Source organism: Bacillus sp. 7884-1, assembly GCF_002272245.1.
GTDB lineage: Bacteria > Bacillota > Bacilli > Bacillales > Cytobacillaceae > Neobacillus.
Genome location: NZ_NPDD01000001.1, coordinates 1 through 25,878 on the forward strand (window position 1 = coordinate 1; position 25,878 = coordinate 25,878).

Genomic DNA, 25,878 nt, shown 5'->3' on the forward strand with positions numbered 1-25,878 from the left:
ACCGCCATTTTTTATATCAGTAGGTTAACTCTACTGTTGATATAGATATAGATTGTATGGCTCAGTAGCTCAGTCGGTAGAGCAAAGGACTGAAAATCCTTGTGTCGGCGGTTCGATTCCGTCCTGAGCCATCATTTTTTTAAAAAAATTTATAAGTCTTATATATATAGGGGTAGCTAAGTGGCTAAACGCGGCTGTCTGTAAATCCGCCCTCATAAAAAAACAGTGCTAATTCTATGCGAATTGCACTGTTTTTTTTTTCAGGACTAGATACTTTTTCATTTATTTCGAATGAGGTAATCGAGTGCACCTAAGGTTTCTGTTGCACCATACTTGTCGACAACAATTTCTCCCATGCGAGTACGTTATGCCTTGAAGTACATGGGTTGCTAGGTTGGGATGCTCTTTTTATATTTTCAATGCCTGACCAGATAATTTTTGATTAAACACATCTGATAAGTAGTCCTCTACTGTTAAATACAGGAATCCATTGCCTTCAAGTTTTGGCGAGTTTCCTAGAGGAACTGTTCTCTTTATTAATTGTGCATAAAGCTCAGGCTCTGTCAGATTTCGCTCGAATCTTTTTGTGACAATATCTTTTATGAGCGCAAGTGCACCGGATACATGCGGTGTTGCCATCGAAGTGCCGGATAGTTTTGCATACGTGCCGTTTAAATAGGTTGAAAGGATTTCTTCACCAGGCGCTACTAAGTCGACTTCATTATTCGAATTTGAAAACTCAGAAGAATGTCGCTGCAGATCAATGGCTCCGACGCTGATGACTTCATTGTAGGAGGCAGGATAGGAGAATTCATCTGAAGAATCCTGTCCATCTCCCTCATTTCCAGCTGCACAAACGACTAGAATTTGATGAGCGACTGCGTTTTGAATCGCTTGATGCAACTCAGGTATATCCGCAGAACCACCGAGACTCATAGAGATAATATCCGCCTTCTGTTCAACGGCATAGTTGATACCATTAATGATCCAGTCGTATTGTCCTGATCCATTTTTATCGAGCACTTTTAAGATCAGTAAATTTGCTTCAGGTGCCACACCAATGACTCCGTTATTGTTTTGGACAGCAGCAATGGTGCCCGCCACATGTGTACCATGACCATTATAGTCAGTGTATACATTAGGATTTCCATTATCATCATCCGTGAAATTCCGGCCGCCGATAATTCGTTCACTCAAATCCGAATGGCTGACATCGCAGCCTGTGTCTAATATTGCAACTGTGATTCCCTTACCTTTCGATTTCTCCCAGATTTTTGGAGCCTCAATCATCTCAATGCCTTTTGGTACCTCAGACACCACTTCGACCACTTCATTCACTTGATACGGAATTAAACGTAATCTTTGTTCCATTCGTATCCCTCCTGACAGAATTGGTTTTCTGTGTATTCTAGGGAGTTACTAATAGTTTAACAATTCAGAATCTATTAAAACAGTTACTATAGTCGTGTTTTTATCGAACGAATGTTCCTTTAAATAAATAGCACTCTGCCTTCCATGAGCGCCATTTTCATTTAGTTAGTTAAAAATCCTATTCCTATGTATCGAATTATCTCAGTTATTAAGAGAAATATATCTTAAACCACTTGAAATAGCGGTTAAAGAAGAAACCCACATGGTGCGATATCCTCATTTCATAGAAAATGAGACTTGGCTTTTCCAATTTTCTTAGCTAGGCTTTTATCCGTTCTACAAGTTGGAGAAGTTCACGGTTAGGTCCATAGAATAAAATCATGCGTCCGCCTTCAAGTGTCGGCTTTGGTTCTTCGGAAGTAAATTGAATTCCTTTTTCCTTGAAATGGTTGATTGCCCCGTTAATATCTTCGACCGTAAAGGCAAGATGATTCACGAGGCCGCTCTCTGTATACTCTCCAATGGGATTAATATCGCGGATCAGCTCAATTTCCATATCAGGCTGGGACTCAAGATACAAAAATGCCATTTCCCTAATTGGACTGTTTCCTCGGAGACGCACCTTAAATCCCAGGATAATTGAATAAAACTCGATGGACCTGTCCATATCCGAAACCATAATCGCAGTATGTTCCATTTTGGAAATCATTGTTTTTCCCCTTTTCAATAGAATAATATTTTTACTCTCTAATGTTATGATAAAGAATTTCTATAGAAAAGAACTGATTAGCAAAGAAATATAATTTAGCGCTAAAAGGACTAAAATATCAAAATTTTCAGACCTAATGATAGATTGTTTATGTCTTTTTGATAATTTAAGATACGAATATAAGTTAAATATTCAAAAGTTTCAGATAGTAATTAGAAACGCTGTCGTTTTTTGAATCTTTTACTCTTGTACAAAGGAATCAATCAAGAATTAAACAGTTGGAGGTTGAAGGAAATAAAATTTGGCATTTATGCAGAATTGCAAAACCCAGAGAAAAAATAAAAAGCCTCATCCGCAAGTATATCAGGAAATTTTAAAGAAAATTGAACAAGCAGATAAACGAGGTTTGATAAATATTGTTGTCTCGAAGCAATAGTTGTTCGACCTTTTTATTATTGGAGAAAATCAATTAATCATTAGGTGAAACTATATAAGATATAGGGAGGAAAGAATCATGACTGCTGAAATAAAAAGTCAGAACCTGCTCAACAGTGTGTTGACCGAAATCCGCGCCCGACGGGATGAATTTGAGGCGAAGCGGCACGTGCCTCAGGACATGGTAGCGCAACTAAAGCAACTGGGCGTCTATCGCGCTCACACGCCGCGTTGCTTTGGCGGCGATGCCCGCTCGCCCTCGGAGTTCCTCAGGCTGGTCGAGGCCATCTCCGAGGCTGACGGCTCCGCCGGATGGGTGGCGAGCTTCGGCTCTGCTGCGGTCTATCTCGCGGCCCTGCCGCGCAATACGCTCGCACGCCTATACGCAAATGGGCCGGACGTGTCCTTCGCGGGCGGCTTGTTTCCAATCCAGCCCGCAGAGAAGGTCGAGAGCGGTTGGCGCGTGAACGGTCTCTGGAAGTTCGCGAGCGGCTGCAAGAGCGCCGACATTATTGGCGTTGGTATTGGCACCGGTGAAGGCGGCAAGCCGCTCACCGGTGTGCTCATGCCCGAGGACGTGGAAATCGTCGAGAACTGGGAAGTGCTCGGGCTGCGCGGAACGGGTAGCCATGACCTGCTGGTGAAAGACGTCTTCGTCTCTGACGAATGGACCTTTGTCCGTGGCGGTGTGCCTTCTATTGAAGAGCCGATTTACCAATATCCATCCATCGCTTATGCAGCACAGGTACTGGCGGTGGTCAACCTTGGCGTAGCCCGCGCCACGCTTGATGAAGTTTCTCAGATGGCCGGTGGACGTTCTGGCATCACCGGTGCACCGAGGATGGCCGATCGCGCTTACCTGCGAATCGCCGTGGCAAAGGCAGAAGCCTCGCTAAGGTCGGCGCGCGCCTTCTTCTACGAGGCAACCGATTCCGCTTGGGACTCGATCCTGAGGGGCGACGGTGTCTCCGCTGACCAAACAAGCATGTTGCGTCTGGCAGCTGTACAAGCTACCCGCGCAGGCGCGAGCGCCGTGCAGTCAGCCTACCTGCTTGCCGGCACCGCAGCGATCTACGACGGGCACCCGCTGCAGCGCTATCTGCGCGACGCGATGGTCGTGACCCAGCACGCCTTCCTCAGCGAAGGCATGTACGACGGCGCCGGCTCGGTATTCCTAGGCGTGCCGCCGATGCCTGGCTACATCTGACCCTGCCAATCAATACCGGAGCCACTATGTCGCAACCTGCCCAGAGAGCCCACTGTGCGTCCTTTTCTGCATCGGTATTACCTTAGAACTTCTATGACCTGCCAACCGGCAATGGCAATGAGATGTGGAAGGGATTCAGCGCCATAATAACCTCGTTAAAGGAGGACATTACCGATGCACGCACTAGATTTAAATAAATCACCATCCAATTATCAGGCTGAATGTATAGTTCATTTACCAGAAAAAGGATTTGTTGATTATTGTTCAAAACAGTTTTCTGTCAATCGAGGTGTCTTTAATGTCATTGATCACTGGTTTTTCGACTATGGACTGGAGAATATTGTTTTACGCCGCAAAGCTATCATTCAGTTTTTAACGTTTCTCCATACAGTAAATAGTTACCACAATAAGAAAATGTACCTACAGTTCGGGAAAGGCGGAGTAAAAAAAAGCCTTTATTATTTCGTTGACGAATGTTTAAATAAACAATAGTCAAAATAATGGGAGGCATTCCATGAGTATAAAAGCTAGTGACCTTAATTTAGACCATTTTATGAGTATTTCGGAAAAACCAGGATTGAATTTAAAGGAATTAAAGTTGACACTTACTAGTGCAACGGCATGGGGAGTGCTCCGAAAAGACTTAATTACGGCGTTGGGGGTTCAGCGGGCAAAACGATTTTTACTAAGATATGGTTATCAATGTGGTGTACACGAAGCACGCATCCTTAAAGAAACGATTAATTGGAAGGATGAACTAGAGTGGCTTATTGCCGGCTCCAAAATGCATTATTTGACAGGAAGGGCTTTTTCGTACCCAGAAACGTTCAATGTGGACATGAAAAAAGGTTTCTTTGATGTATCTGGCTATTGGATTGACTCGGATGAAGCTAATCAACACCTGCGGCATTTCCCTATGCATACAGAACCAGTCTGCTTCTATTTAGCAGGATATGCAAGCGGTTACACCAGTGAATGTTTAGGAAAGAAAACGATTTTTAAAGAGGTTAAATGCAAAGGTAAAGGTGATGATCACTGCCGATACGTGGGCAAAACTGTTGAACAATGGGGCAATGAAATTGCTGAAGATCTCTTTTTCTTTGAAAACGAAGATATGTCCGGAGAACTTGACCAAATGTACCGCCGAGTGGAACAGCAGAAAGAAAGATTTGAACTAGGTTCTTCATTAAGCCGTAATTTGACGCAAGCCATGCTTAAAGGGGAAGGTTTCCAGTCCTTTGCCAATCTTCTGGGAAAAAGTATTCATTGCCAGGTTTTAATTGAAAATAAACATTTTGAATCGCTTGCTAAATATGGAAAAAATCCAGGAATGGATGAATATATGACTGCACGAAATATCTGGGACAAGTGCAAAGAAGTGATTCATCATAACACTATTGTTGAAACACCTCTTAAGGATAAAACATTTAACATTTTGACGATACCCATTATAAACAGAAATCAGATTTATGGGTTTATCACCATAGATTCAGATCAAAAAAACGATGATTTTCGAAAAGATTTGCTTGAAAGGGTAGCGACAGTAGCTGCCTTACATGTACAGAATGAACGAGTGGCCATTGAAACAGAACACCGTATGAAAGGTGAGCTGCTTGAGCAGCTGCTTAACAATAAGGAAGTGGACACAAAGGAAATTAACAGCCGCTTTTCCTACATTGGTTATGATTTATCGGAGCAGCATTATATCTTGCACATGGAAATTAATGACCGAAAGGTGAAAGAAAAGGGCTCTGTTAATTACGATTATCTGAAAATTAGGGATAAATTAACCAATATATTTTATCAAAAACAGAATAAATTTGATGCCCCACTAATTTTAACTAAATTAAATACCGTTCAAGCTATCATCTTGAAGAAATATATCGACTCTGAAAGAACCACGATTAAAGAGTTTGGTGAACAGCTTCTGAAGCAGATTGGAAACCAAGAACAGCAGATTTATATTGGAATCAGCAATGAAACCCAGCAGCTTTCTGATTTTCATAAAAATGCTGAAGAAGCGAAGAAGGCGGTTGAATTAGCGAAGGTGAGGTCGTCAGACTCTCGGGTCATCCTAACAAGTGAATTAGGCCATTTAACCTTATTTTTAAATGCAAGGGAACCGATGGAACTGGAACGATTCGCAAACGAAAAATTACATTCCATTCTTGAATATGATAAAAAGAAAAATTCAGAATTGCTGGTGACGCTTTTTTACTATTCGCAAAATGAATTTAATTTACATAAATCAGCACGAGAAATGTCAATTTCAATTAGTGGAATGAGATATCGTATACAAAAAATTGAAGACTTGCTTTCTATTGATCTATCAAGCTCTAATAGTCGCTTTGAGATTCAGATGTCCCTGCAGATTCTGTTGATGCTTGGGAAAATAAAAATGTAATTTGGATGCTGCATTTGAAGGCAGCTCATAACCAAAGGAGGAGAAAAAATGGATCCACGTCAATTTAGAAATACGCTTGGACACTTTGCTACAGGTGTTACAGTCATTACCACAAAAAGTGAGAGTGGTTTTATTGGTTTAACGGCAAACGCTTTTTCGTCGGTTTCATTGGACCCGCCTTTAATTCTCGTTTGTATTGATAAAAAGGCAGGCAGCGTCCATGCGTTTAAAAAAGGTCAGCCGTTTACAGTAAATATTTTACAAGAGAAACAAGAAGAAGATTGCTGGCGCTTCGCGAAAAAGTCCGAAGATAAGTTCAAGGGAGCTTCGTACTTCCTATCAGATGATGGCGTACCGATCTTAAAAGGGAACTTGGCAACGATTGAATGTCGTGTTGATGACTTACTTGAAGGCGGTGACCATTATATTGTAACAGGAAGTGTGAAGAGTGCTGCATTTGATGAACAGAAAAAACCGCTTCTATTTTTCCGTGGGAAAATCGGGCACTTATCAGAAGCCGTTGAGATTAAACCATAATCACTGAACTGAATTTAGGGGGGAATAAAATGTTATCGAAAGAAGATAATCAATTATTAACGCAAACAGGTCCTGGGACTCCAATGGGTGATATGTTCCGCCGCTATTGGATTCCTGTTCTGAAGTCTGAGGAATTAGAAAGTGATGGCAAGCCTCAGCGAATAAAATTATTAAGTGAAGACCTCATTGCTTTCCGTGATACGGAAGGGAAAGTGGGATTGATTGACGAACGGTGTCCTCATCGTGGAACCTCCCTTTATTTTGGAATTAATGCTGGGTGCGGTATCCGCTGCATGTATCATGGCTGGAAGTTCGACTCGAAGGGGAACTGCACTGAAATTCCCTCTGAAGAAAAAGATGGGAAGTTCAAACAATCTATCAAACTGAAAAGATATCCGACAATAGAAGCAAATGGTATTGTTTGGACCTATATGGCTCCTGAAGAAGAGCAGCCGCCATTACCAGATTTTTATTGGATGGGCCTTCCAGATGAGAACATATTGGTGGAACGTGTGTGGCAGGAATGTAATTATGCACAGGTTATGGAAAATGATCTAGATTACGTTCACGCTGCTTTCTTGCATAAAGCTCATCATACACAAGCAGTAGAAGAAGGGATATTAAGCAGTGATTTAGGGATCGATCCGGATCATCCGCTTGTCAAAAATCCACCGGTTAAACAGGCTGTTGAAGATACGAACTATGGGAAGCGTTGTGTTGCGGTCGGAATCGGAACGGAAAAAGAGAATGCTTTCATGGAGATTCATTATATTTTCCCATTTTATACGTATCCACCGAGATTTGGCGGGGAAGATGGAATGTGGCACGCGTTTATTCCAAGAGACGATTATAGTACCTGGTCATGGGATGTACAGTTTGCGCACAACCGAACCATTGATGTCGAAGCGCAGCATAAGCGCCGAGGTTTAAAATTGGATAAGGAATTAAAGAAACAAATCAATCTTGAAAACGAATATGCTCAAGATCGAGAATTACAAAAGACTGGAAACTTCACAGGCATTCGTGGTATTGCCAATCAAGATCATGCCGCTACTGAAACAATGGGCCCGATTGTTGACCGCTCCAATGAGCATCTTGGAACGAGTGATTTACCGGTTATTCATATGCGCCGCATTCTGCTCCAGCAGGTGGAAGCATTCCAAAAAGGTAAAACACCTTTAATTTTAAATAATGCATCACTCAAATCATTGTATAGTGATGGTCTCTATGATGATAACCAAAAATCATGGAAAGTTGCTTTTCCTATGAAAGAGCAATTTCAATTGAAAAAAACGGTTGCTAAATTGTAATTCATGATGAATGTGAAGCAATATGATGGTTACCAGTCCTTTAGTTATTTAAAAGCGAATCAAGATTATAAACAATATGAGTTATCCTATGAACTTGATCGAGTCCCAGCGTACTCGCTTCAATTAACAGAGAATGAAGCAGAAAGACTGAAAAAAATATTAACAAAATACCCGATCGTTTCATTACGTGACCATGGCTTTATTGTCCCAAAAAAATCTGAACAGATTCTCTCTTATTGTGGTGAATTGCACACTGCTTTTCATTATGAAGGAATATCTATGTCAGGAATTGACGTAATATTCGAAAATTTCATGGATGGGATTTCGATCATTTCCTCTAAAAACGGCCTGAAATGGGATGATGTCCTTTATTTGCTTGGTATGCGCTACGCTGATATCCAGCGTCAAAAGACGATTTATGTCGCAAGCACATACGGTGACTTGTTAAAAGCAAAGCGGAACAAACAAGTAGCCATATTACCGTCACTAGAAGCGGCAAGCATTTTAGAAAATGAGCTGGATCGTGTAGATATTTTGTACGGTTTCGGTATCCGCTGTATGGGAATTACCTATAACGAAGCAAATAGTCTTGGTTCAGGGCTGATTGAGAATAGAGATGGCGGCTTAACCAATTTCGGCCGCCGTGTGATTGAAAGAATGAATCGATTAGGGATGATAATTGACATTTCTCATTGTGGAGATCAAACGAGTTTAGATGTGATTGAAACAAGTGAGCACCCTGTTTTCATCACACATGCAGGTGCAAGGGCATTGTGGAACACACCACGAATGAAGCCTGACCATGTTTTACAAGCATGTGCTGAAAAAGGCGGGATCATTGGAATTTGTGCTGCCCCTAATACGACATTAACAAAAAACTCACCTAACCATTCACTGCAATCCGTGATGGAGCATTTTGAATATATTAGCAAATTAGTAGGCATTGATCATGTTGGTCTTGGACCCGACACTTTTTTTGGAGACCACGTCGCCTTACAGCATGCCTTTGACGATATGTTAGGCATATCAGCTTCTCACAGTGGAGAGGTTTATAAGGAGTCTACTTATGTAGAAGGGGTGGAAAATCCTGCTGAGGCCATGAAAAATATGATTGGATGGCTGGTGAAACACAATTATTCAACTAAAGCTATTACCAAGGCAGCAGGCGGGAATGCCATGCGGGTGATAAAAAGTATTTTAATAAACTAAGAGAGGGGACGATTACTTTTGAAAAGGAATGTAGTAGATCAAGAAGTGGCGATCGTTACGGGTGCAGGGCAGGGGCTCGGTCATGCGATTGCCATAAAGCTCCTTTCAGAAGGAAAAAGAGTTGTTTTTGTTGACGTGAATGAAACTGCCTTAAACGAAGTAAAAGAATCTGATCTTTTGCATCGTTACCATTCTTCCTATTCGATGTTTTTAACAGTGGATGTATCGGATGTCAATGCTATTAAAAAGAGTGTGGAAACGATCATGGAAGACTGGGGACGCATTGATATATTGGTTAACAACGCTGGTGTCCGTAAAGAAACCGTGATTGAGGAAGTATCGGAAGAGGAATGGAATCATATTTTATCAGTCAATCTCGGTGGGACCTTTTTCTACTCTCAAGCTGTACTAAACACGATGAAACAGAAAAAAAAAGGGCGTATTATTAATGTTTCTTCATTTGGGGGACAAGCGGGTCCGCTGACATCCGGTGCCCATTATTGTGCTTCTAAAGCGGGACAGCTTGTTTTAACAAAAGTATTTGCTAGGTCTTTAGCTGATCAGGGGATCACTGTAAATACTGTTGCTCCCGCTGCCATTGAAACACCAGAAATGGAAAAGATGGACCCAGCGGTATTAGAAAAAATGAAGGAGAGCATTCCAGTAAAACGCTTTGGTGAAGCAGAAGAAGTGGCAAGCATGGTTTCTTTCCTAGCTTCAGATGCTGCTAGTTATATTACGGGTTCAACCTTCGACATAAACGGTGGTTTGCTCATGCGTTAAACAGATTCTAAAGGAGATGAATGTAATGGGAGAAATTAAACATGGTGCACCTGAAATACCCAATCCATTGAGAGTTTTTATGACGTTTGAGTCGACAGGGTGGTTTGATACTACTCAGGAGCAAAAAGAAAAAGAAATTTTGCCGCTGCTTCATGAAGTCTTAGTGGAGTGGAAAGAAAATGGATCGGAATTATTAGGCACGTTTGACAGAGATATATTAACAGCCGGGCATGCAGGACCGGTTAATTGGCATGCGTGTTTTCTATATAATGTCCCTAATTTGCAAACGGTTACAAATATGACGCACTCCTTTCGAGCAACTGGCCTCGATCGCTTCTTCCGTCTTGAAGCATCAATTGGACGTCCATTTTTCTTGTTAGAAAACAAGCGTTAAACAGTTGAACAAAAGAGATATGCCATTCAGGAGGAGAGGGGGGACCTTCTTGACTTTATATGAATATTTACAGGATATCCTGGAACTCGAAAAGGCAGAGATGTTTATGATAGATCCTGCTTTTACGTTGAACCTTGAAGATTTTGAGAAGGATGAAAATGAGTGAACTGCTATTTGCTTCGATTGAAGCAGCCGGGTATTTAATGGCAAAGAAAGAGATTTCACCAACGGAATTAACGGCATTAACATTGGAACATATAAAAAAAAATGACCCTGCCCTTCAAGCATTTATCACCGTGATGGAAGAAGAAGCCATCGTTCAGGCGGAGAACTTAGAAAAAGAAATTCAAAGCAATCAACTTCGTGGACCGCTGCACGGAATCCCGATTGTGGTGAAGGATTTATTGCAAACAAAAGGGGTACGAACAACTTGCGGGTCAAAAGTTTTTCAAGACTGGGAGCCTTCAGATGATGCCATAACTGTTCAAAAGCTGAAGGACGCAGGAGCTGTCATCATCGGTAAAGCAAACTTGCATGAATTTGCAATGGGAGCAACAACTGAAAATCCTCACTATGGAAGTACAAAGAATCCATGGGATTTAACAAGAATACCAGGTGGTTCGAGCGGTGGTTCAGCTGTGGCCACGGCAACAGGTATGGCCTTCGGTGCTATTGGTACAGATACAGCGGGTTCAATTCGTCTGCCTGCAGCAATGTGTGGCACGGTAGGATTTAAACCGACTTATGGACTTGTTAGTCGTGAGGGGTGTCTGCCATTTAGTTGGTCTTTAGACCATGTAGGTCCAATGGCAAGAACAGTAAAGGATACGGCGATCATGCTTGAAGTGATGAAAGGATATGATTCCAAAGACCATTCGACTGTTAAAAGGGATGAGTCTGTTATCTATCCCGAGTTACAAACTCTTAAAGGAATTAAGCTAGGTTTTTATGAACCGTACATGTTTTCAGGAATCGATGAGAATGTGAAGACCGTTATTCAGAAAGCTTTTCAGCGATTAACCGATCTGGGGGCTGAAATCGTTTCTATTAACCTACCAGGGATAGAAAGGGCCCTTGATGCTTTAAAAACAATTGCGCAAGCAGAAGTGGTTTCCTTTCACGAACCGTTATTAAAGAGATTTGGAGATTTATATGGGGATGATTTGAAATATCGCTTCCAATTTGGCCGTAGTATTTCCGCAACCGATTATATAAATGCCCAACGAACAAGAAGACAGTTTATCACCGAAACACTTAAACAAATGAAAGAGCTTGATGCGTTAGTTGGTCCTACCAATGTTCAGCCACCGTTTGAGATAGGCACTATGGTTCCAGAACAGGCGATTAGCAATATGTTTACGCTTGGAAAAACACCACTTGCCAATATTCTCGGATTTCCGGCACTTTCCGTTGCCTGCGGTTTTACGTCGGATACTCTACCGGTTGGCCTCCAGCTGTTAGGAAAACCTTTTTCAGACAAAAGAGTTCTGCAAATAGGAGATTGCTATGAGAAGTCAGAGAAATGGGTACAGGCCTTGAGAGAGAATCAGCGTTATCTCCATGCGGTTACATGATATTTTTTTAGAGGGATTACATTAAAAGGCAGCCCTGAAGATGAGGAATTGAAAACGTTACTAGCTTGTATATGACAGTATTCCAAATGACAATTAGGAGGAAAAGGGAATGGAAATTGCGGTAATTGGTGGAGGAAATGGAGCATATGCAGCAGCAGTCGATCTAACGGAAAATGGTCATCATGTAAGGCTATGGAGAAGAGACAAGGATGCTTTTCAAGCAGTTCTCGATAACCAGACCATCCATGTAAAGGACCATAATGGATCACGAACTGTTTCTATTAAGCTAGCAAGCACTGATTTGAAGGAGGTGGTTAATGGAGCCGAATTAATTGTCATTCCATTGCCGGCTGTTACGCAACAATCGTTAGCCAAACAACTAGCGCCTGTGCTGGAAGACGGACAGGTGATATTCTTGCCGCCTGGAACGTTTGGAAGCTATTTAATGTCAAAGGTTCTAGTAGATGAGGGCTGCAAGGCGAAAGTTGCATTTGCAGAAACAGGAACTCTACCCTATTTAGCAAGAAAATACGATGAACTAACGGTTTCTATTTCTGGAAGGGCAACACGGCTTCCGACAGGTGTATTCCCTAGTGAACGATCCGAGCAGGCATTTGAAGTGTTAAGAAAAGCATTTCCATCCATTGAACCAATTCAAGATGCATTGGACGGAGCATTAATGAATGCAGGTCCCATCATTCATCCTCCGCTTATTTTAATGAACGCTGGTCCGATTGAGCATTTTGACAAATGGGATATCCATAATGAAGGAACACAAACTTCAATTAGAAATGTTCATAAAGCACTTGATAATGAAAGAATAAAGATCCGTGAAGCATTAGGGTATACTAAGCCACATTTTCCGCTTGATGATCATTATAATATTGAAGGGGAAGAATGGATGTATGGGAATGGTGCTCATGAAAAGCTAGTAGATGGAGAGGATTGGTTTGAGCCGTTAGAGTTAAAAACTCACCGTTACATGAGAGAGGATGTTGCGTGTGGACTTGCCTTTCTCGTTTCAGTTGGAGAATGGCTGGATGTTCCCGTGCCAACTGCCAAAGGATTGCTTGCCATTGCTTCCGCTGTAGTCGGTGAAGACTTGCGTGTAACAGGTAGAACGATGGAGAATCTCCAGCTTGCTTCGAAAACAAAAGCTGAATTGAAAGAAATCCTGGAGAAAGGATTGCTCCAATATGAAATCAGCTAAAAAGACCATCTTTATCGCAGGTGCCGGCCGTATGGGTAGAGGTATCGCCTTAACCTTTGCTTATCAGGGTTTTCCAGTAACACTTATTGATATAAAAAATAGGAATAATGAAGAATTCAACAGCTTAAAATCATCAGCCTTAGCTGAAATTAAGAGCCAACTGGAGATTCTCGCGCTATCTAGCGTTTTTCCATATGAAATGATCGATCGTATTGTCGATAGAATAGAAGTTCGTCATATTCATGATCAGACTGACATATGGAAAGAAGCGGAAATAGTGTTTGAAGCAGTGCCAGAAATTCTAGCATTAAAGAAGGAAGTTTATAGTGGTATTTGTTCATCCTTGCAGAAAGATGCACTGATTGCTTCGACAACCTCTTCCTTTTCTGTAAATGAATTAGCTGAATTTGTTTTGCATAAAGATAGATTTATGAATACACATTGGCTTAATCCTGCTTATTTGATTCCTCTAGTTGAAGTAAGCCCAGGTAATGAAACGAGCGATATATCGTTAAAGGAAATGTTTAAACTACTTGAGGGAATTGGCAAGGTTCCTATTAAATGTGCACCTTCCCCAGGATTTATTGTTCCAAGGATTCAGGCACTCGCGATGAACGAAGCATCCAGGCTCGTTGAAGAAGGCGTTGCTTCTATTGAAGATATTGATAAAGCATCAAGGGTTGGATTTGGATTACGTTTTGCCGTATTAGGTCTATTGGAGTTTATTGATTGGGGAGGAGCCGATACGCTTTTCCATGCAAGCAACTATTTAAAAGAATCATTAAAATCAGAGCGATTTTCACCGCCGGAAATTATTGAAGAGAAAATGAAAAGCGGAAATATCGGATTAAAAACTAAAAGAGGTTTTTATCATTTCGATGAAACGAATTTAGACCAATATCAATTGGAGACTCTTCAAAAATTTATTGATTTAATACAGCATCTAGGGTTTATTACAGCACCTAAAGATGATAACTTAGCTATCATGAATGAGGGAACTTATTAAGGTTTTGGAAACATGTAGCCGAAAAAGTCTGAAGGTTCGAAAAATACTTTGTGAGGAAATCACACTTCAACAGGATGGTGTTTGCGGTATATTCCTGTTCGTTTATGTTTAGACAATTTTTAGGGGAGTGAGTCTATGAAAATTGAAAGTGTAAAACATAAAAAAATGGGAAGAATTGCAGCCGTTGCTGCGACGATAGGATCAGTTATTGAATGGTATGACTTTTTCTTGTATGCAACGGCCTCAGCATTAATTTTTCCAAAAGTATTTTTTCCCGCTTCCGATCCTTATATAGCAACGCTGCAATCTTTTGGCGCATTGGCAATCGGCTTTTTAGCCCGTCCTATTGGAGCAGCCATTTTCGGACATTTTGGGGACCGAGTGGGCCGCAAAACGGCATTGGTTCTTACCATGTTTTTGATGGGAATAAGCAGTCTAGCGATGGGGCTTTTACCAAGCTATGACAACATAGGCATGTGGGCACCTACTTTGCTGATCTTTTTACGATTAATTCAAGGAATTGGAGTAGGAGGAGAATGGGGTGGAGCTGTTCTTCTTTCAATGGAGTGGGGGAAAAAGAATAGGCAAGCCCTAATGGCGAGTTGGCCACAGATGGGTGTCGCAGCAGGTCTTTTGTTATCTTCTATGGTCATTTCACTGATTATGTTTATTTCAGGTGACGGCTTTTATACCTGGGGATGGCGCATACCTTTTCTCTTTAGTGTACTACTGCTGATTGCTGGCTTGATTATTCGATCAAAGATACCGGAAACACCTTCTTTCCAAAATGTACAAGAGGACAAACAAGTATCTCGCATGCCTGTATTAGAGGTGATTAAAAAGCATCCAAGGGAGATTCTATTAGCAGCTTTGATCAGACTATCTGAGAACGGTCCATTTTACGTGTACGCTGTGCTTATGATCAATTATGGCATGGAAACATTTAAAATAGACAAGCAATTTTTAGTGAATGCTAACACAATCGGAAGTGTGGTAATGGTATTTTGTATTCCTTTCTTTGGCTATCTGTCAGATCGAATTGGCATTAAGCGTATGTATTTGATTGGTGTAGCCACTACCTTCCTATGGGCATTCCCGTACATAGGGCTTGTCAATACAGGAATTCCGTGGGTTATTTTCCTGGCTACCGCCTTAGCGATGATTCCTCATAGTATGCAGGTGGGTCCACAAGGTGCGCTTCTTGCGAAAAGCTTCCCTGCTAGGTTACGATATAGCGGCCTGTCACTAGGGACACAATTTGGATCTATCATCGCGGGAGGAATCGCACCACTTATTTGTACGTTTCTTTTACACAAGTTTGGCACGGCATATGCAGTGAGTGGCTATATTGTTTTTGTTGCCATTGTTTCGTTTACAGCCACACTAATGCTTAAAAGCTATCCCAATTCGGAGGATACGTCTTTGGAAGTCAAAGGAACTCCTTCCACTACTGTTACAGCTCAATGAAACTAACATAACGTTTTTAGAAAACCCTTTCACCCAGATGGTGAGAGGGTTTTCCTTTTGTCAGCTAAAAATATTTTAGAAACATATAAATTTGATTGCAGAAAATAAATGGATTCCATACGAGCAAAGTAGAAATCCATATGATTAATGCTAAATATTATGAATTTTCAAACCTATTAGTAGATTGTGATAATTTTCCGTGCGTTTTATGATTAGGGCATAGCATGATTATTGAAAAAACAGCTGAGCGAAACCGTTGCTAATTATGAAAATTAGAGGAGGCAAGAAGAATGAAAAATCAAAAGGTTATCGATGTTTACCAAGGTTTAGTAGTTAAGTTTAAAGAATTAATTAGTGAACATGAACTTGATCATGATGATTACCAGGATTTAGTCAATTGGATGGATCAAGTAGGAAAATCAGGTGAAATTCCATTATTTATGGATGTGTTTTTTGAAACGCATGCGCTGCAAGAGATGTATAAGAGCGTAAAAGGAACGGAGCCAACGATTTTAGGACCTTATTATATTGAAAATGCAACTGAAATTCAAAATCCGGGGACTCTTCCACAAAGACAAGAGGAGCCAGGGGACGTATTATTCTTTAGTGGTTCGGTCAAAGATACTGATGGCAATCCATTAGTAAACACGAAGATTGATATATGGCAAGCGGACGCTAACGGGGAATACTCTAACTTTGCCGAAGGTATTCCAGGTGATAACCTTAGAGGTGTTTTGTATACAGATGAAAATGGGAATTTTGAAATTAAAACGATTGTTCCAGGAAATTATTCGATTCCGGCAGATGGTCCCACTGGTCATTTTTTAAAGTTGATTGATCATCATTCTTATCGTCCAGCACATCTTCACTTGCTGTTAAAGCCTGAAAATGGAGATAAATTAGTTACACAAATTTATTTTGAAGATGATCCATATTTGGATAGTGACGTAGCACAAGGTGTAAGAGGGACATTAATTACAAAACTTGAAAAACAAGAAGATCCTAATGTACTGATTGAGAAGGGGTTAAATAAACCATTCTATACAGCTCATTTAGAATTTGAATTGAGACTTCAAGATACGCCTCATCTTAACAAAGCTAGTTTACAAACGTTATAAAATATTTAGATAAATCGTCCGTAAATTCAAATAGACATAAACCATTCTTCCCTAAATAGATAGAGTTGTTTAGTAAAAGATTGATCAAAACGACGAAAACTCGTGGATGGTCAGTCTTTTTTTTACAAAGTATTACATGAGAACGGTTAACATAAAAATTTAAACGAGAATAAGAGTAACCATAACGTTTCAAGTAGGTACATGAATAACAAGGAGTGTCATTTATGAAAACGTATATAAAAGAAATGAATAACCACCATTTTCAAATTGCGGATTATCCAGGTGAAAAAGGTACCATTATTGCGATTCATGGGTTAACAGGAACACATAAAAATATGCACTATTATGCAGAAGCACTAAAAGGTGATTATCGATTTATTGCTGTTGATTTAAGAGGACGTGGGAATAGTTCGGAAGCCGATGAACATCCATCGATCTTTAGACATGCAGAGGATGTCATCGATTTAATCACTGAGCTGGAAATAGAAAATCCAATCTTAATTGGTCATTCAATGGGTGCATTTATCGCAGCCATTGTAGCAAGTAAATTGGATACGGTTAAAGGCTTGGTTTTATTAGACGGTGCAGCGAAAATGTCTGACCAGCAAAGTGCCATCGTAAGCCCATCGTTAGGAAGATTAAGTAAAAAATATGATTCTAAAGAAAGTTATGTAGAAGAAATTAAAGGGATTTATCACCGATTAGGTGTTGAATGGACACCTATTTTACAAGAGGTAGTGGAGTATGAGTTTCAAGAAGTCGGAGATAAATGGGAGCATAAATCGTCAGAATTCAAAATACTTGAAGACTTTGAGAGTTTTTATTCCTTTAACCCTAAAACCGTGTGCTCCAAGGTTACATGCCATACTTTATTAGTGTATGCAAAAGGTGAAATAGGTCCGTTTCCGCCATTTTTTTATGAAGATGCTTATGATGCTACGAAGAAATATACAGGTCATATTGAAACGTTTATATCGGAATGTAATCACTATACTATGGTGTTTGAAAATAGACCGGAGATCAATCAAGCGATAAAAACATTTTTAAAGGGAATATAAAGAAAACTATTTTACGAGGTGTTTATAATATGACTCAAGCGTTAGCGTATTTTAAAGAAGTTTATGATGTGGTTCCCGGCTGGGTTCAAAAAATGTACGAATATAACCCAAATGTACTTGATCACTACACAAGCTTACGTAGTGAAATTATGAAAGAAGGGGATTTAACTAGAAAAGAGAAGGATATTTTACTAGTAGGTATGAATGCGGCGAGATTGTATGAACGAAGTATGGTGTACCACACCAAAGGTGCAATAGATGGCGGCGCAACTCTACCAGAGTTAGCTGAATATCTCATCGTTCCCTATTTATATAACGGAGTACTAGCTTTAAAAACAGGAGTTAAGTCTTTAGAATATGCACTTACTTTAAAAGGCATTGAATTTCAGGCACTAAGTGAAAGTGAAAAAACAACAGAAGAGCTTCTTCTTCATATGGTAGAGCTTTTAGGTAAGGAGAACTCATCCTTTGTAACCAATGTGATAAAGCTTGTTCAATCAGGAGAGGAAGAATTACTTAAAGAGTATATTCTAAGTGATTCCGCCGTTTCAAAAACGCTGAAACATATTCTAATGGTTGGAATTTTCATTACTGAATTAAAAGGGAAGCATGTAGAAGAATGGATGATCGCTGCAAGAGCAAAAGGGGCATCTGAAGGACAATTAGCTGATGTGGGATTTGTTTGTTTATTAACGGCAGGTATCCCAGCTTGGTTTGAAGCAAGTGATTCATTACTAGAATTCAAAAATGTGATTTGAGGGTGAAAAACATGACGAAAATCCATAAAGATATAGAGACAGCTTTATCTTGTGTGGAAAATGGCCAAACGATAATGGTTGGGGGGTTTGGACTAATCGGTGCCCCTCTTACATTAATTGAAGGTTTAACAAAAAAAGAAGTAACAGAATTAACGGTTATCAGCAATAACTTAGGTGAGGCAGGTAAAGGGTTAGGGGAAATCCTAAGACAAAAGAAAATCAAAAAAGCGATAGGATCTTATTTTACTAGTAATCGAGAGGTAGGAGATTTTTACCAAAGAAGTGAAATTGAATTAGAGCTATTACCTCAAGGGACATTATCTGAATCTATTAGAGCTGGTGGTGCTGGCATAGGTGGGTATTATACGAAAACGGGTGTTGGAACAGAACTAGCAAAAGGGAAAGAAGAAAAAGAAATAAATGGAAATAAATATATTTTTGAACCAGCTTTACGAGCAGATGTGGCATTGATCAGGGCTTGGAAAGCAGATACACTCGGCAATCTTGTTTATTACAAGACAGCCCGCAATTTCAATCCATTGATGGCGACAGCAGCAGAGGTGGTCATCGTAGAAGTAGATGAGATTGTTGAAGCGGGAGAACTGTCTCCAGAAGAGATTGTCACACCCCATTTATTCGTCGATAGGCTGATTCTCGCGAAAAAAATCCTGACGAAAGAAGGTGTGATTGATTATGAATGAAAATAATCAAATTCAAGAGATGATCGCAAAACGGGCAGCGAAAGAACTGACAGGTCCTTGTGTCGTAAATCTTGGAATTGGAATTCCCACGTTAGTGGCGAAATACATTGACGATGAAGATGTCTATTTTCATACAGAAAATGGCTTGTTAGGTGTTACCGATGTGGCAGAAGAACAAATTGATCCAAACTTAGTAAATGCAGGAAAGCTGGCAGTTGGGGAAACAATCGGTGCCTCTTTCTTTAATAGTGCGGAATCTTTTGGAATGATTCGTGGTGGGCATGTTGATGTTGCGATACTTGGTGTACTGCAGGTAGATCAGTCAGGACAAATTGCCAATTGGGCAGTGCCTGGTAAGAACATTATGGGTGTAGGTGGAGCAATGGATTTGCTAGTGGGGGCAAAGAAGGTCATTGTAACGACGACACATACATCAAAAGACGGAAAAAGTAAGCTATTAAAAAAATGCCACTTTCCTATTACATCAACAAGAAGTGTAGACATGATTATTACGGAATTAGCCGTCTTTGAAGTGGAAGAAGAGAAATTAACATTAATCGAATTAATGCCAGGTGTAACAATTGAAGAAGTGAGAGAAAAGACTGATGCAGACTTTTTTCTACCAATAAAGGCGGGAACTATATGAAAATACATTCTTTAGATGTGTACGTAGTGGACTTACCAACAATCAGGCCTCACCATTTGGCGATGCATACCATTGTAACGCAGACGATTGTGCTGGCTTGTATAAAAAGTGATGATGGTATAGAGGGATGGGGAGAAGTGGCCACAATTGGTGGAGCATCTTACTCTGAGGAAAGTCCAGAGGCCATTAAATTGAATATTGATAAGTATATTAAGCCATTAATCATTGGAAAAAACCCAATTAACTTTGATGCCCTTTCACATATGATCGGTATACATGTGAAGGGGAATTACTTTGCAAAAGCATTGGTTGAATCGGCGATGGTCGATTTAGTCGCTAAATATAAGAATATTCCAAGCTATGAATTATTCGGGGGACAGTGTCATACCACATTACCTGTTGCTTGGACATTAGCGAGTGGAGAAACAGCAAGGGATATAGAAGAGGCTCAAAATTGCTTAGAAACAAAACGACATAATATTTTTAAATTGAAAATTGGAAAAGGCGATCCTAAAAAGAACGTAGCACACGTCATCAAAATTAAAGAAGCAGTTGGCGAAGTAGCGAGTGTTCGTGTTGATGTAAATCAAGCCTGGGATGAAGTAACATCTCTTTATTGTATTGAAGCATTAGAAAATGGCGGTGTGGACTTGATTGAACAGCCTTTAGTTCGTTGGAATAATGAAGGGATGTCGAAATTATCCTCGCGATTTAAAGTGCCAATTATGGCAGATGAATCACTGGGAACGATTCAAGAAGCTTATCAAATTGCAAAGTACAGAGCAGCAGATGTATTTGCTCTAAAAGTTCCAAAAGCAGGTGGTCTTACGGCAACTAAAAAAGTAGCTGCAATTGCAGAAGCGTCCGGAATTCCAATGTATGGTGGAACAATGATTGAATCATCATTAGGAACAGCCATTTGTGCACAGCTTTATTCAACTATCCCAGAAATAACGTTCGGAACAGAACTATTTGGTCCCCTGCTATTTAAAGACAATGTAACAGTAAACCAAATTGAATATGAGAATTTTGAATTGAAAATTCCAAAAGGACCAGGGTTCGGCATGGAAATTGATAAAGAAAAGCTGAAACATTATTCAAGAGAATTTGTAGGAAGTGGAGTGTCGAAAAAGTGACTAATGTCGTTATTATTGATTCCGTTCGAACCGCTATTGGGAAACTAGGGGGGGCATTAGAAAATGTTCCTGCTGACTTTCTAGCAGCTACTGTTCTTGACGAAGTGGTTAAGCGAGCGAATATTTCAAAAGATATGATAGATGAAGTAATAATGGGACAAGCAAAACAAAGTTCTGATGCATCAAATTTAGCAAGAATCGCTTTACTCCGTGCAGGTTTTCCAGTTGAAATACCAGGTTATACTGTTCATCGACAATGTGGATCAGGTATTCAAGCAATAAATTCAGCTAGTCAACAAATACAATGTGGTCTAGGGAATATCATTATTGCGGGTGGAGCAGAATCAATGAGTACAGCTCCGTATTATTTGAGAAATATTCGTTTTGGATTGAAATCGGGCAATGGACAGTTATTGGACCCAAATACTGAAAGTCAGCCTGGTTCACAGCCGATTGAAGATTATGGCATGTTAACAATGGGAATGACAGCAGAAAATTTAGCGGAAATGTACTCTATTTCAAGAACTGAGCAAGACGAATTTGCTTTAAGAAGCCAAGAAAATGCAAAAAGGTCAATTTCGACTGGGATATTTGTAAAAGAAATCGTTCCATATCGAATAAAAACGAGAAAAGGGTTGACTGAGTTTAAAGAGGATGAGCATCCAAGAGAAACTAGTGTAGAAAAACTCGCCCAGTTAAAACCAGTTTTTAAGGAAAATGGAACCGTAACAGCGGGGAATAGCAGCGGTAGGAATGACGGTGCAGCTGCTCTCTTACTTATGTCAGAGGAGGAAGCAAAGAGATTAGGTAAAAAACCAAAAGCAAGAGTAATTGCTCAAGCAGCTGCAGGGGTCTCACCAAATATCATGGGAATCGGACCAGTAAATTCATCACTAAAAGCTCTTCAAATGTCTGGTTTGAGTGTAGATGAGATTGATTTAATTGAATTAAACGAAGCTTTTGCTGCACAAGCTTTAGCCGTAATAAAAGAATTAAAGCTAGATCTAAAAAAAGTAAATCCTAATGGCGGTGCAATTGCCATGGGGCATCCAATTGGTGCTACAGGTGCCATTTTAGTAACAAAAGCGATGCATGAGTTAGAAAGAACAGGAAAAAGATATGGGCTTATCACTTTATGTATCGCAGGCGGGTTAGGAATTACAACCATTATTGAAAATATACAGTTATGATAAAAAGGGATAAATATATTGGTGGAAGCAGAAGGGGTCGGTAATGAGTTCACAGTTAATAAACAATTGTTTTATACCAATTCAGCCTGAATTAGAAAAAAACGCGGATTACTATTTCGAAAAAAAAGAGATAGATATAAAAAGTCAAACAACTATACTGTATTATCAACTTCAATTGAAAAAAAATTTAAACAAGTCTATTTCGATTGAACCAGATGGTTGTATTGACATCTTGTTTTGGTGTAATGACAGTTCCCCTCGTGCAATTGTGTATGGAAGCCGGCTCCAAAAAACACCTACTATTCTTCAAACCGGATATGAATATTTTGGGATCAGATTTATACCAAATCAAGATGTAAGAAATTTTAATTATTCCATGAAAGAAATTACCGATAAAGATATCCTCCTAGTTGACTTACTTAAATTAGATGCTCATACAATAGACCTATTAGTAAATGAAGATAACTTTTATAGGAGAATTAATTTATATAAAGAATTGATTGGCAATAAGCTGCTTACAAATTGTTCATCACAAAGAATTATTAGTTATGCAATAAATAAAATTTATTCTTCAAAAGAAAATATTAATATTAATAGTCTAGCGGAAGATATTGGCTACTCTTCCAGATACTTACGAAAGCAATTTGAAGAGCGTGTCGGGCTTTCACCAAAGTTATTTAGTCAAATTACAAGATATCAGTATTCTTTATCAATGTTACTAAACGAAAATCATTCTTTATGGAATGTTATTAAACTAAGTGGATATTATGATCAAGCACACATCATTAATGAATTTAAAAAGTTTGGGAGGATCACACCTAAACAATTAGTGAAAAACAGTTAAAAATTTTCCTTTTTCTAATTTACATATTTAGAAAAGACCGAAATCAATTCAATTGATTACGGTCTTTTTCTTTTTCTCCATAAAAACTCTCTAATTAAGATAAGTTTATGTTCCGCTTTATCCAATAATTTATAAGCCTATCTAGATATGATGTTATTATCAATTAATTATTAAAGGGGTAGAGAAAAGACGACTCGAGTTTTGTGCGGTTATTTAAAAGAGAAGTCTATTCTTTATTTTTTGGCTCTGTTAAGCTTGGCTGTTGATTTGCGCTCCACTAAGGAAGGCTTCTTTTAGTTACTTAAAAAACCTTGTAATTTATTAGTTCTAGGGGGGATGGCGATTTCTTGCCGTCCCCCTATTAATCTATGTATTGAGCATATTTCAGAAAAGATAATTTATTTTTATTAAACAAAAGTTTTTTAGGAGAATTTAAATTAAATACTTTATTGGAAAATTTTAAATGATTAAACCTTTTTATTAAACTGAATACTAAATTACAAAGAAAGAATCCGTTTTGATCAAAATTTTCAAAACGGATTCCTTTAAAATTGCCTATGAATATGGGATTTACGATATATTTTTAATAGAGAAGCATTTAGTTAGTTAAAAATCCTCTTCCTATGTATCGAATAATCTCTTTTTCTCCCATTTTTCCAATTAATTCTGTTTCTATTTGCTTCGTATTTATTGGCGTAAAAAATGGAACATTATTTTTTAGAGTAGATGGTTGAAAAACGATTAGTTCCCCTTTTTCGACTCCTGCCTTCAGTTCTTGTACTTGGTTTACGTGAATACCTTTTTGAATGGTTCGCTTTTCAATGGTTCCATCTTGCTGCAATACATAGATATAGGATTTAGCCACTATTTTTTTAATAGATATACGTGGGACAGTCAGTACATTATTTACTTCTTTTTTAATTATGTTCAGATTGACATGAGTGCCGTTGACTATTTCTTCTTCGGTGCCTTCTTTTAATGGGACAGAAAAACCGTATTGACTTTTCTTATTTACTTTTGGCTGATTAATAGGGTTCGAAGATATCTCCGTGATGGTACTTTCAATTTTCTTTTTTAGAGCAGGAGAAGTCACATCAACCTTCATTCCCTCTTTAATTTTCAGAACTTCATCCTCTTCCAGGATTCCTTCAACCTGTTGTTGATCTGAAGAAATGGTGATGAGCGGATTTTTTAAATGATGACTTATCTCTATGATGACTCCTGAAATATTGCTCTTTACAACGAGATTGTCTAAACTTTTACCTTTGCTGTCAATAAGAGTTTTGTATTTTTCTATTTCGCTTTCAATTCTGCCCATTTGTAATTCTTTATCATATATTTCTGCTTCTATGAGCATCCTGTCATTAGAAGCAACTTCCTCTTCATTTTCTAGCCCTATTGAAAGATCGGTTTTTAATGATTCCAATTGAGCTATATTTTCTTCAATAATGCCTAATTCACTTTCTAACCTTGTGATTTCCACTTCCAGTTTTGCTTTGCTTGACTCAATATCGGTAGAGGAATATTTAAACAGCGGCGTTCCTTCTTGAACTTTTTCACCTTTTTTCACAAGAAACTCCTGGAACTGTCCATTTTTGTCATCGAAGTAGACAAATTGCTCTTCTGATGGGGTAATGACACCCGTTTTCTTTTTTGCTTGGACCAAATTTTGTTCCTTTACAGCTGTCCATTCATCTATGTAATTCACTTTCGTAATTTTATTGTCTTTTTTGAATGTCAGAAAAAAATTCAATGCCAAAAAAAATGTTATGAAGACCGTAATGGTCCATTTCTTCCAATTCAATGGGGGGAACCTCCTTTATAGTAATTCTTTTATGTATGGAAAAAGAGCTATAAAAATCCAAATAAATAGATTGATAGGGATGACAATGAGCAGACTAATCTTTGTGCTTTTTTCTGAAAGAACTTTTATAAATGTAGTTTGAAGAATAATCGACCAAATTTTAAAAAGAGTGATCGTTGAAAAAAAGTTTATGATCAACTCGTAGTCTGTTAAATATTGAGCGATAACTCCAAAAGAAAAAGGCAACGAGACCAGATCCAGTCCAACTATGTGAAAGGGTATACTTAAAGCTTGTTCGATTAGATAAATGGTTAAAATAAACAACTGCATGATGACTAGTTTTTTATAATCTACATGAGTAAATACCCAGAAATATAAAGCAGGGGGAAATAGTAAGAGAATCGAACCTAATATCCCTTGGATTACTTGTCCGATTCCAAATAACGCTTTGATTGTTTCAAACTCATTTGGTGATAGATCATAGATTGTCTTTGAAAGAGATTCATTTCCTATACCAAAATAGGCGCTAATACTGAAAAGGATCAAACTAGTAAACAATAAGAGTGCTGAACGTGTCCAAATTCCCTTGATTTGCTCTGCTTCCTTCATTTGGTGAGAGCATCTGTGCGATTGATAAAGTCCCCGAAGCAGCTGAACGCGAAAATACATGTAGAATCCTCCAAGAATTTGTCGTAATTTTATGAATGCTTCTATAGTAACCGATAAAAAATTTTTGAGAAACGTAAATTCTTCCTATCTTTTAAGGGGCTAATAGGTGTTTCTATCATTTCGTCCGCAAACTTTGGCACCAATCATCTCCTCTAAAGTAGTTTTGCAATACAAAAGCTATATTTAGTAAGCTTGGTTGTGGTTTCATCTTATTGCTGTAACATTACTATCTACTATGTAATAGTCTTAATAGAATTAGCATAAATGTTATCCATTCTTTTCATGAAATACTGAAAAGCTATGTTAAGATTATGCAAAGCCAATTTTTCAAATATAAA

Annotated in this window: 24 protein-coding genes and 1 tRNA gene; 21 read left to right on the forward strand and 4 right to left on the reverse strand. The window is 39.0% G+C overall.

The features are described from left to right. Positions 1 to 58: 58 nt before the first annotated feature. Positions 59 to 131: transfer RNA gene (locus CHI06_RS00005), tRNA-Phe, on the forward strand. A 277-nt stretch (positions 132 to 408) separates the two neighbouring features. Here CHI06_RS00005 and CHI06_RS00010 read toward each other — a convergent pair. Continuing rightward, positions 409 to 1,371, reverse strand: a complete 963-nt coding sequence (locus tag CHI06_RS00010; RefSeq protein ID WP_095246369.1) for a S8 family peptidase — start codon at positions 1,369 to 1,371, stop codon at positions 409 to 411. A 319-nt stretch (positions 1,372 to 1,690) separates the two neighbouring features. After that, on the reverse strand, positions 1,691 to 2,080 hold the full coding sequence (locus tag CHI06_RS00015) for a VOC family protein (protein WP_095246370.1): 390 nt from the start codon (positions 2,078 to 2,080) through the stop codon (positions 1,691 to 1,693). Between the two features lie 514 nt (positions 2,081 to 2,594). Between CHI06_RS00015 and CHI06_RS00020 the strand changes: the two genes are divergently transcribed. The 20 genes from CHI06_RS00020 (at position 2,595) to CHI06_RS00115 (ending at position 23,067) form a co-directional block, all read left to right on the forward strand. Further along, positions 2,595 to 3,722, forward strand: a complete 1,128-nt coding sequence (locus CHI06_RS00020) for an acyl-CoA dehydrogenase family protein (RefSeq protein ID WP_095246371.1) — start codon at positions 2,595 to 2,597, stop codon at positions 3,720 to 3,722. A gap of 174 nt (positions 3,723 to 3,896) precedes the next feature. After that, positions 3,897 to 4,214, forward strand: coding sequence for a hypothetical protein (locus tag CHI06_RS00025; protein WP_095246372.1), 318 nt, complete (start codon positions 3,897 to 3,899; stop codon positions 4,212 to 4,214). A 22-nt stretch (positions 4,215 to 4,236) separates the two neighbouring features. Continuing rightward, the gene (locus CHI06_RS00030) at positions 4,237 to 6,126 is read left to right on the forward strand and encodes a XylR N-terminal domain-containing protein (RefSeq protein WP_095246373.1); all 1,890 of its coding nucleotides are present in this window, start codon (positions 4,237 to 4,239) and stop codon (positions 6,124 to 6,126) included. 48 nt (positions 6,127 to 6,174) lie between these two features. Next, complete coding sequence (locus tag CHI06_RS00035) at positions 6,175 to 6,663, forward strand: flavin reductase family protein (RefSeq protein WP_095246374.1); 489 nt, start codon at positions 6,175 to 6,177, stop codon at positions 6,661 to 6,663. 29 nt (positions 6,664 to 6,692) lie between these two features. After that, entirely contained in the window at positions 6,693 to 7,973 is a 1,281-nt protein-coding gene (locus CHI06_RS00040) for a Rieske 2Fe-2S domain-containing protein (protein WP_095246375.1), read from the forward strand. A gap of 3 nt (positions 7,974 to 7,976) precedes the next feature. After that, entirely contained in the window at positions 7,977 to 9,182 is a 1,206-nt protein-coding gene (locus CHI06_RS00045) for a dipeptidase (protein WP_257009109.1), read from the forward strand. 18 nt (positions 9,183 to 9,200) lie between these two features. Further along, entirely contained in the window at positions 9,201 to 9,965 is a 765-nt protein-coding gene (locus CHI06_RS00050; protein ID WP_095246376.1) for an SDR family NAD(P)-dependent oxidoreductase, read from the forward strand. 25 nt (positions 9,966 to 9,990) lie between these two features. Continuing rightward, on the forward strand, positions 9,991 to 10,359 hold the full coding sequence (locus CHI06_RS00055) for a hypothetical protein (protein WP_095246377.1): 369 nt from the start codon (positions 9,991 to 9,993) through the stop codon (positions 10,357 to 10,359). Positions 10,360 to 10,517: 158 nt separating this feature from the next. After that, entirely contained in the window at positions 10,518 to 11,933 is a 1,416-nt protein-coding gene (locus CHI06_RS00060; RefSeq protein WP_095246378.1) for an amidase, read from the forward strand. A 109-nt stretch (positions 11,934 to 12,042) separates the two neighbouring features. After that, entirely contained in the window at positions 12,043 to 13,143 is a 1,101-nt protein-coding gene (locus CHI06_RS00065; RefSeq protein ID WP_095246379.1) for an NAD/NADP-dependent octopine/nopaline dehydrogenase family protein, read from the forward strand. Next, a complete protein-coding gene (locus CHI06_RS00070) occupies positions 13,130 to 14,149 on the forward strand; it encodes a 3-hydroxybutyryl-CoA dehydrogenase (protein WP_095246380.1) in 1,020 nt (339 codons plus the stop codon). Before CHI06_RS00065 ends, CHI06_RS00070 begins: the two co-directional genes overlap by 14 nt. Before the next feature lie 135 nt (positions 14,150 to 14,284). Next, a complete protein-coding gene (locus CHI06_RS00075; protein ID WP_095246381.1) occupies positions 14,285 to 15,616 on the forward strand; it encodes an MFS transporter in 1,332 nt (443 codons plus the stop codon). Positions 15,617 to 15,906: 290 nt separating this feature from the next. After that, the gene (locus tag CHI06_RS00080; RefSeq protein ID WP_095246382.1) at positions 15,907 to 16,734 is read left to right on the forward strand and encodes a dioxygenase family protein; all 828 of its coding nucleotides are present in this window, start codon (positions 15,907 to 15,909) and stop codon (positions 16,732 to 16,734) included. A gap of 224 nt (positions 16,735 to 16,958) precedes the next feature. After that, a complete protein-coding gene (locus CHI06_RS00085) occupies positions 16,959 to 17,792 on the forward strand; it encodes an alpha/beta fold hydrolase (protein WP_095246383.1) in 834 nt (277 codons plus the stop codon). 29 nt (positions 17,793 to 17,821) lie between these two features. Further along, a complete protein-coding gene (locus tag CHI06_RS00090; RefSeq protein WP_095246384.1) occupies positions 17,822 to 18,550 on the forward strand; it encodes a carboxymuconolactone decarboxylase family protein in 729 nt (242 codons plus the stop codon). Between the two features lie 11 nt (positions 18,551 to 18,561). After that, positions 18,562 to 19,251: a CoA transferase subunit A gene (locus tag CHI06_RS00095; RefSeq protein ID WP_095246385.1), complete on the forward strand. Its 690-nt coding sequence runs from the start codon at positions 18,562 to 18,564 to the stop codon at positions 19,249 to 19,251. Then, positions 19,244 to 19,897, forward strand: a complete 654-nt coding sequence (locus CHI06_RS00100) for a 3-oxoacid CoA-transferase subunit B (protein WP_095246386.1) — start codon at positions 19,244 to 19,246, stop codon at positions 19,895 to 19,897. Before CHI06_RS00095 ends, CHI06_RS00100 begins: the two co-directional genes overlap by 8 nt. Beyond that, on the forward strand, positions 19,894 to 21,033 hold the full coding sequence (locus tag CHI06_RS00105; RefSeq protein WP_095246387.1) for a muconate cycloisomerase family protein: 1,140 nt from the start codon (positions 19,894 to 19,896) through the stop codon (positions 21,031 to 21,033). Before CHI06_RS00100 ends, CHI06_RS00105 begins: the two co-directional genes overlap by 4 nt. Beyond that, complete coding sequence (locus CHI06_RS00110; protein WP_095246388.1) at positions 21,030 to 22,223, forward strand: thiolase family protein; 1,194 nt, start codon at positions 21,030 to 21,032, stop codon at positions 22,221 to 22,223. Before CHI06_RS00105 ends, CHI06_RS00110 begins: the two co-directional genes overlap by 4 nt. Positions 22,224 to 22,266: 43 nt before the next feature. Continuing rightward, positions 22,267 to 23,067 carry a helix-turn-helix domain-containing protein gene (locus CHI06_RS00115; RefSeq protein ID WP_095246389.1) on the forward strand — a complete coding sequence of 267 codons (801 nt, stop codon included), beginning with the start codon at positions 22,267 to 22,269 and terminating at the stop codon, positions 23,065 to 23,067. A gap of 598 nt (positions 23,068 to 23,665) precedes the next feature. Here CHI06_RS00115 and CHI06_RS00120 read toward each other — a convergent pair. After that, the gene (locus tag CHI06_RS00120; protein WP_095246390.1) at positions 23,666 to 24,871 is read right to left on the reverse strand and encodes an efflux RND transporter periplasmic adaptor subunit; all 1,206 of its coding nucleotides are present in this window, start codon (positions 24,869 to 24,871) and stop codon (positions 23,666 to 23,668) included. Positions 24,872 to 24,886: 15 nt separating this feature from the next. Continuing rightward, on the reverse strand, positions 24,887 to 25,540 hold the full coding sequence (locus tag CHI06_RS00125; RefSeq protein ID WP_095246391.1) for a hypothetical protein: 654 nt from the start codon (positions 25,538 to 25,540) through the stop codon (positions 24,887 to 24,889). Positions 25,541 to 25,878: the final 338 nt, after the last annotated feature.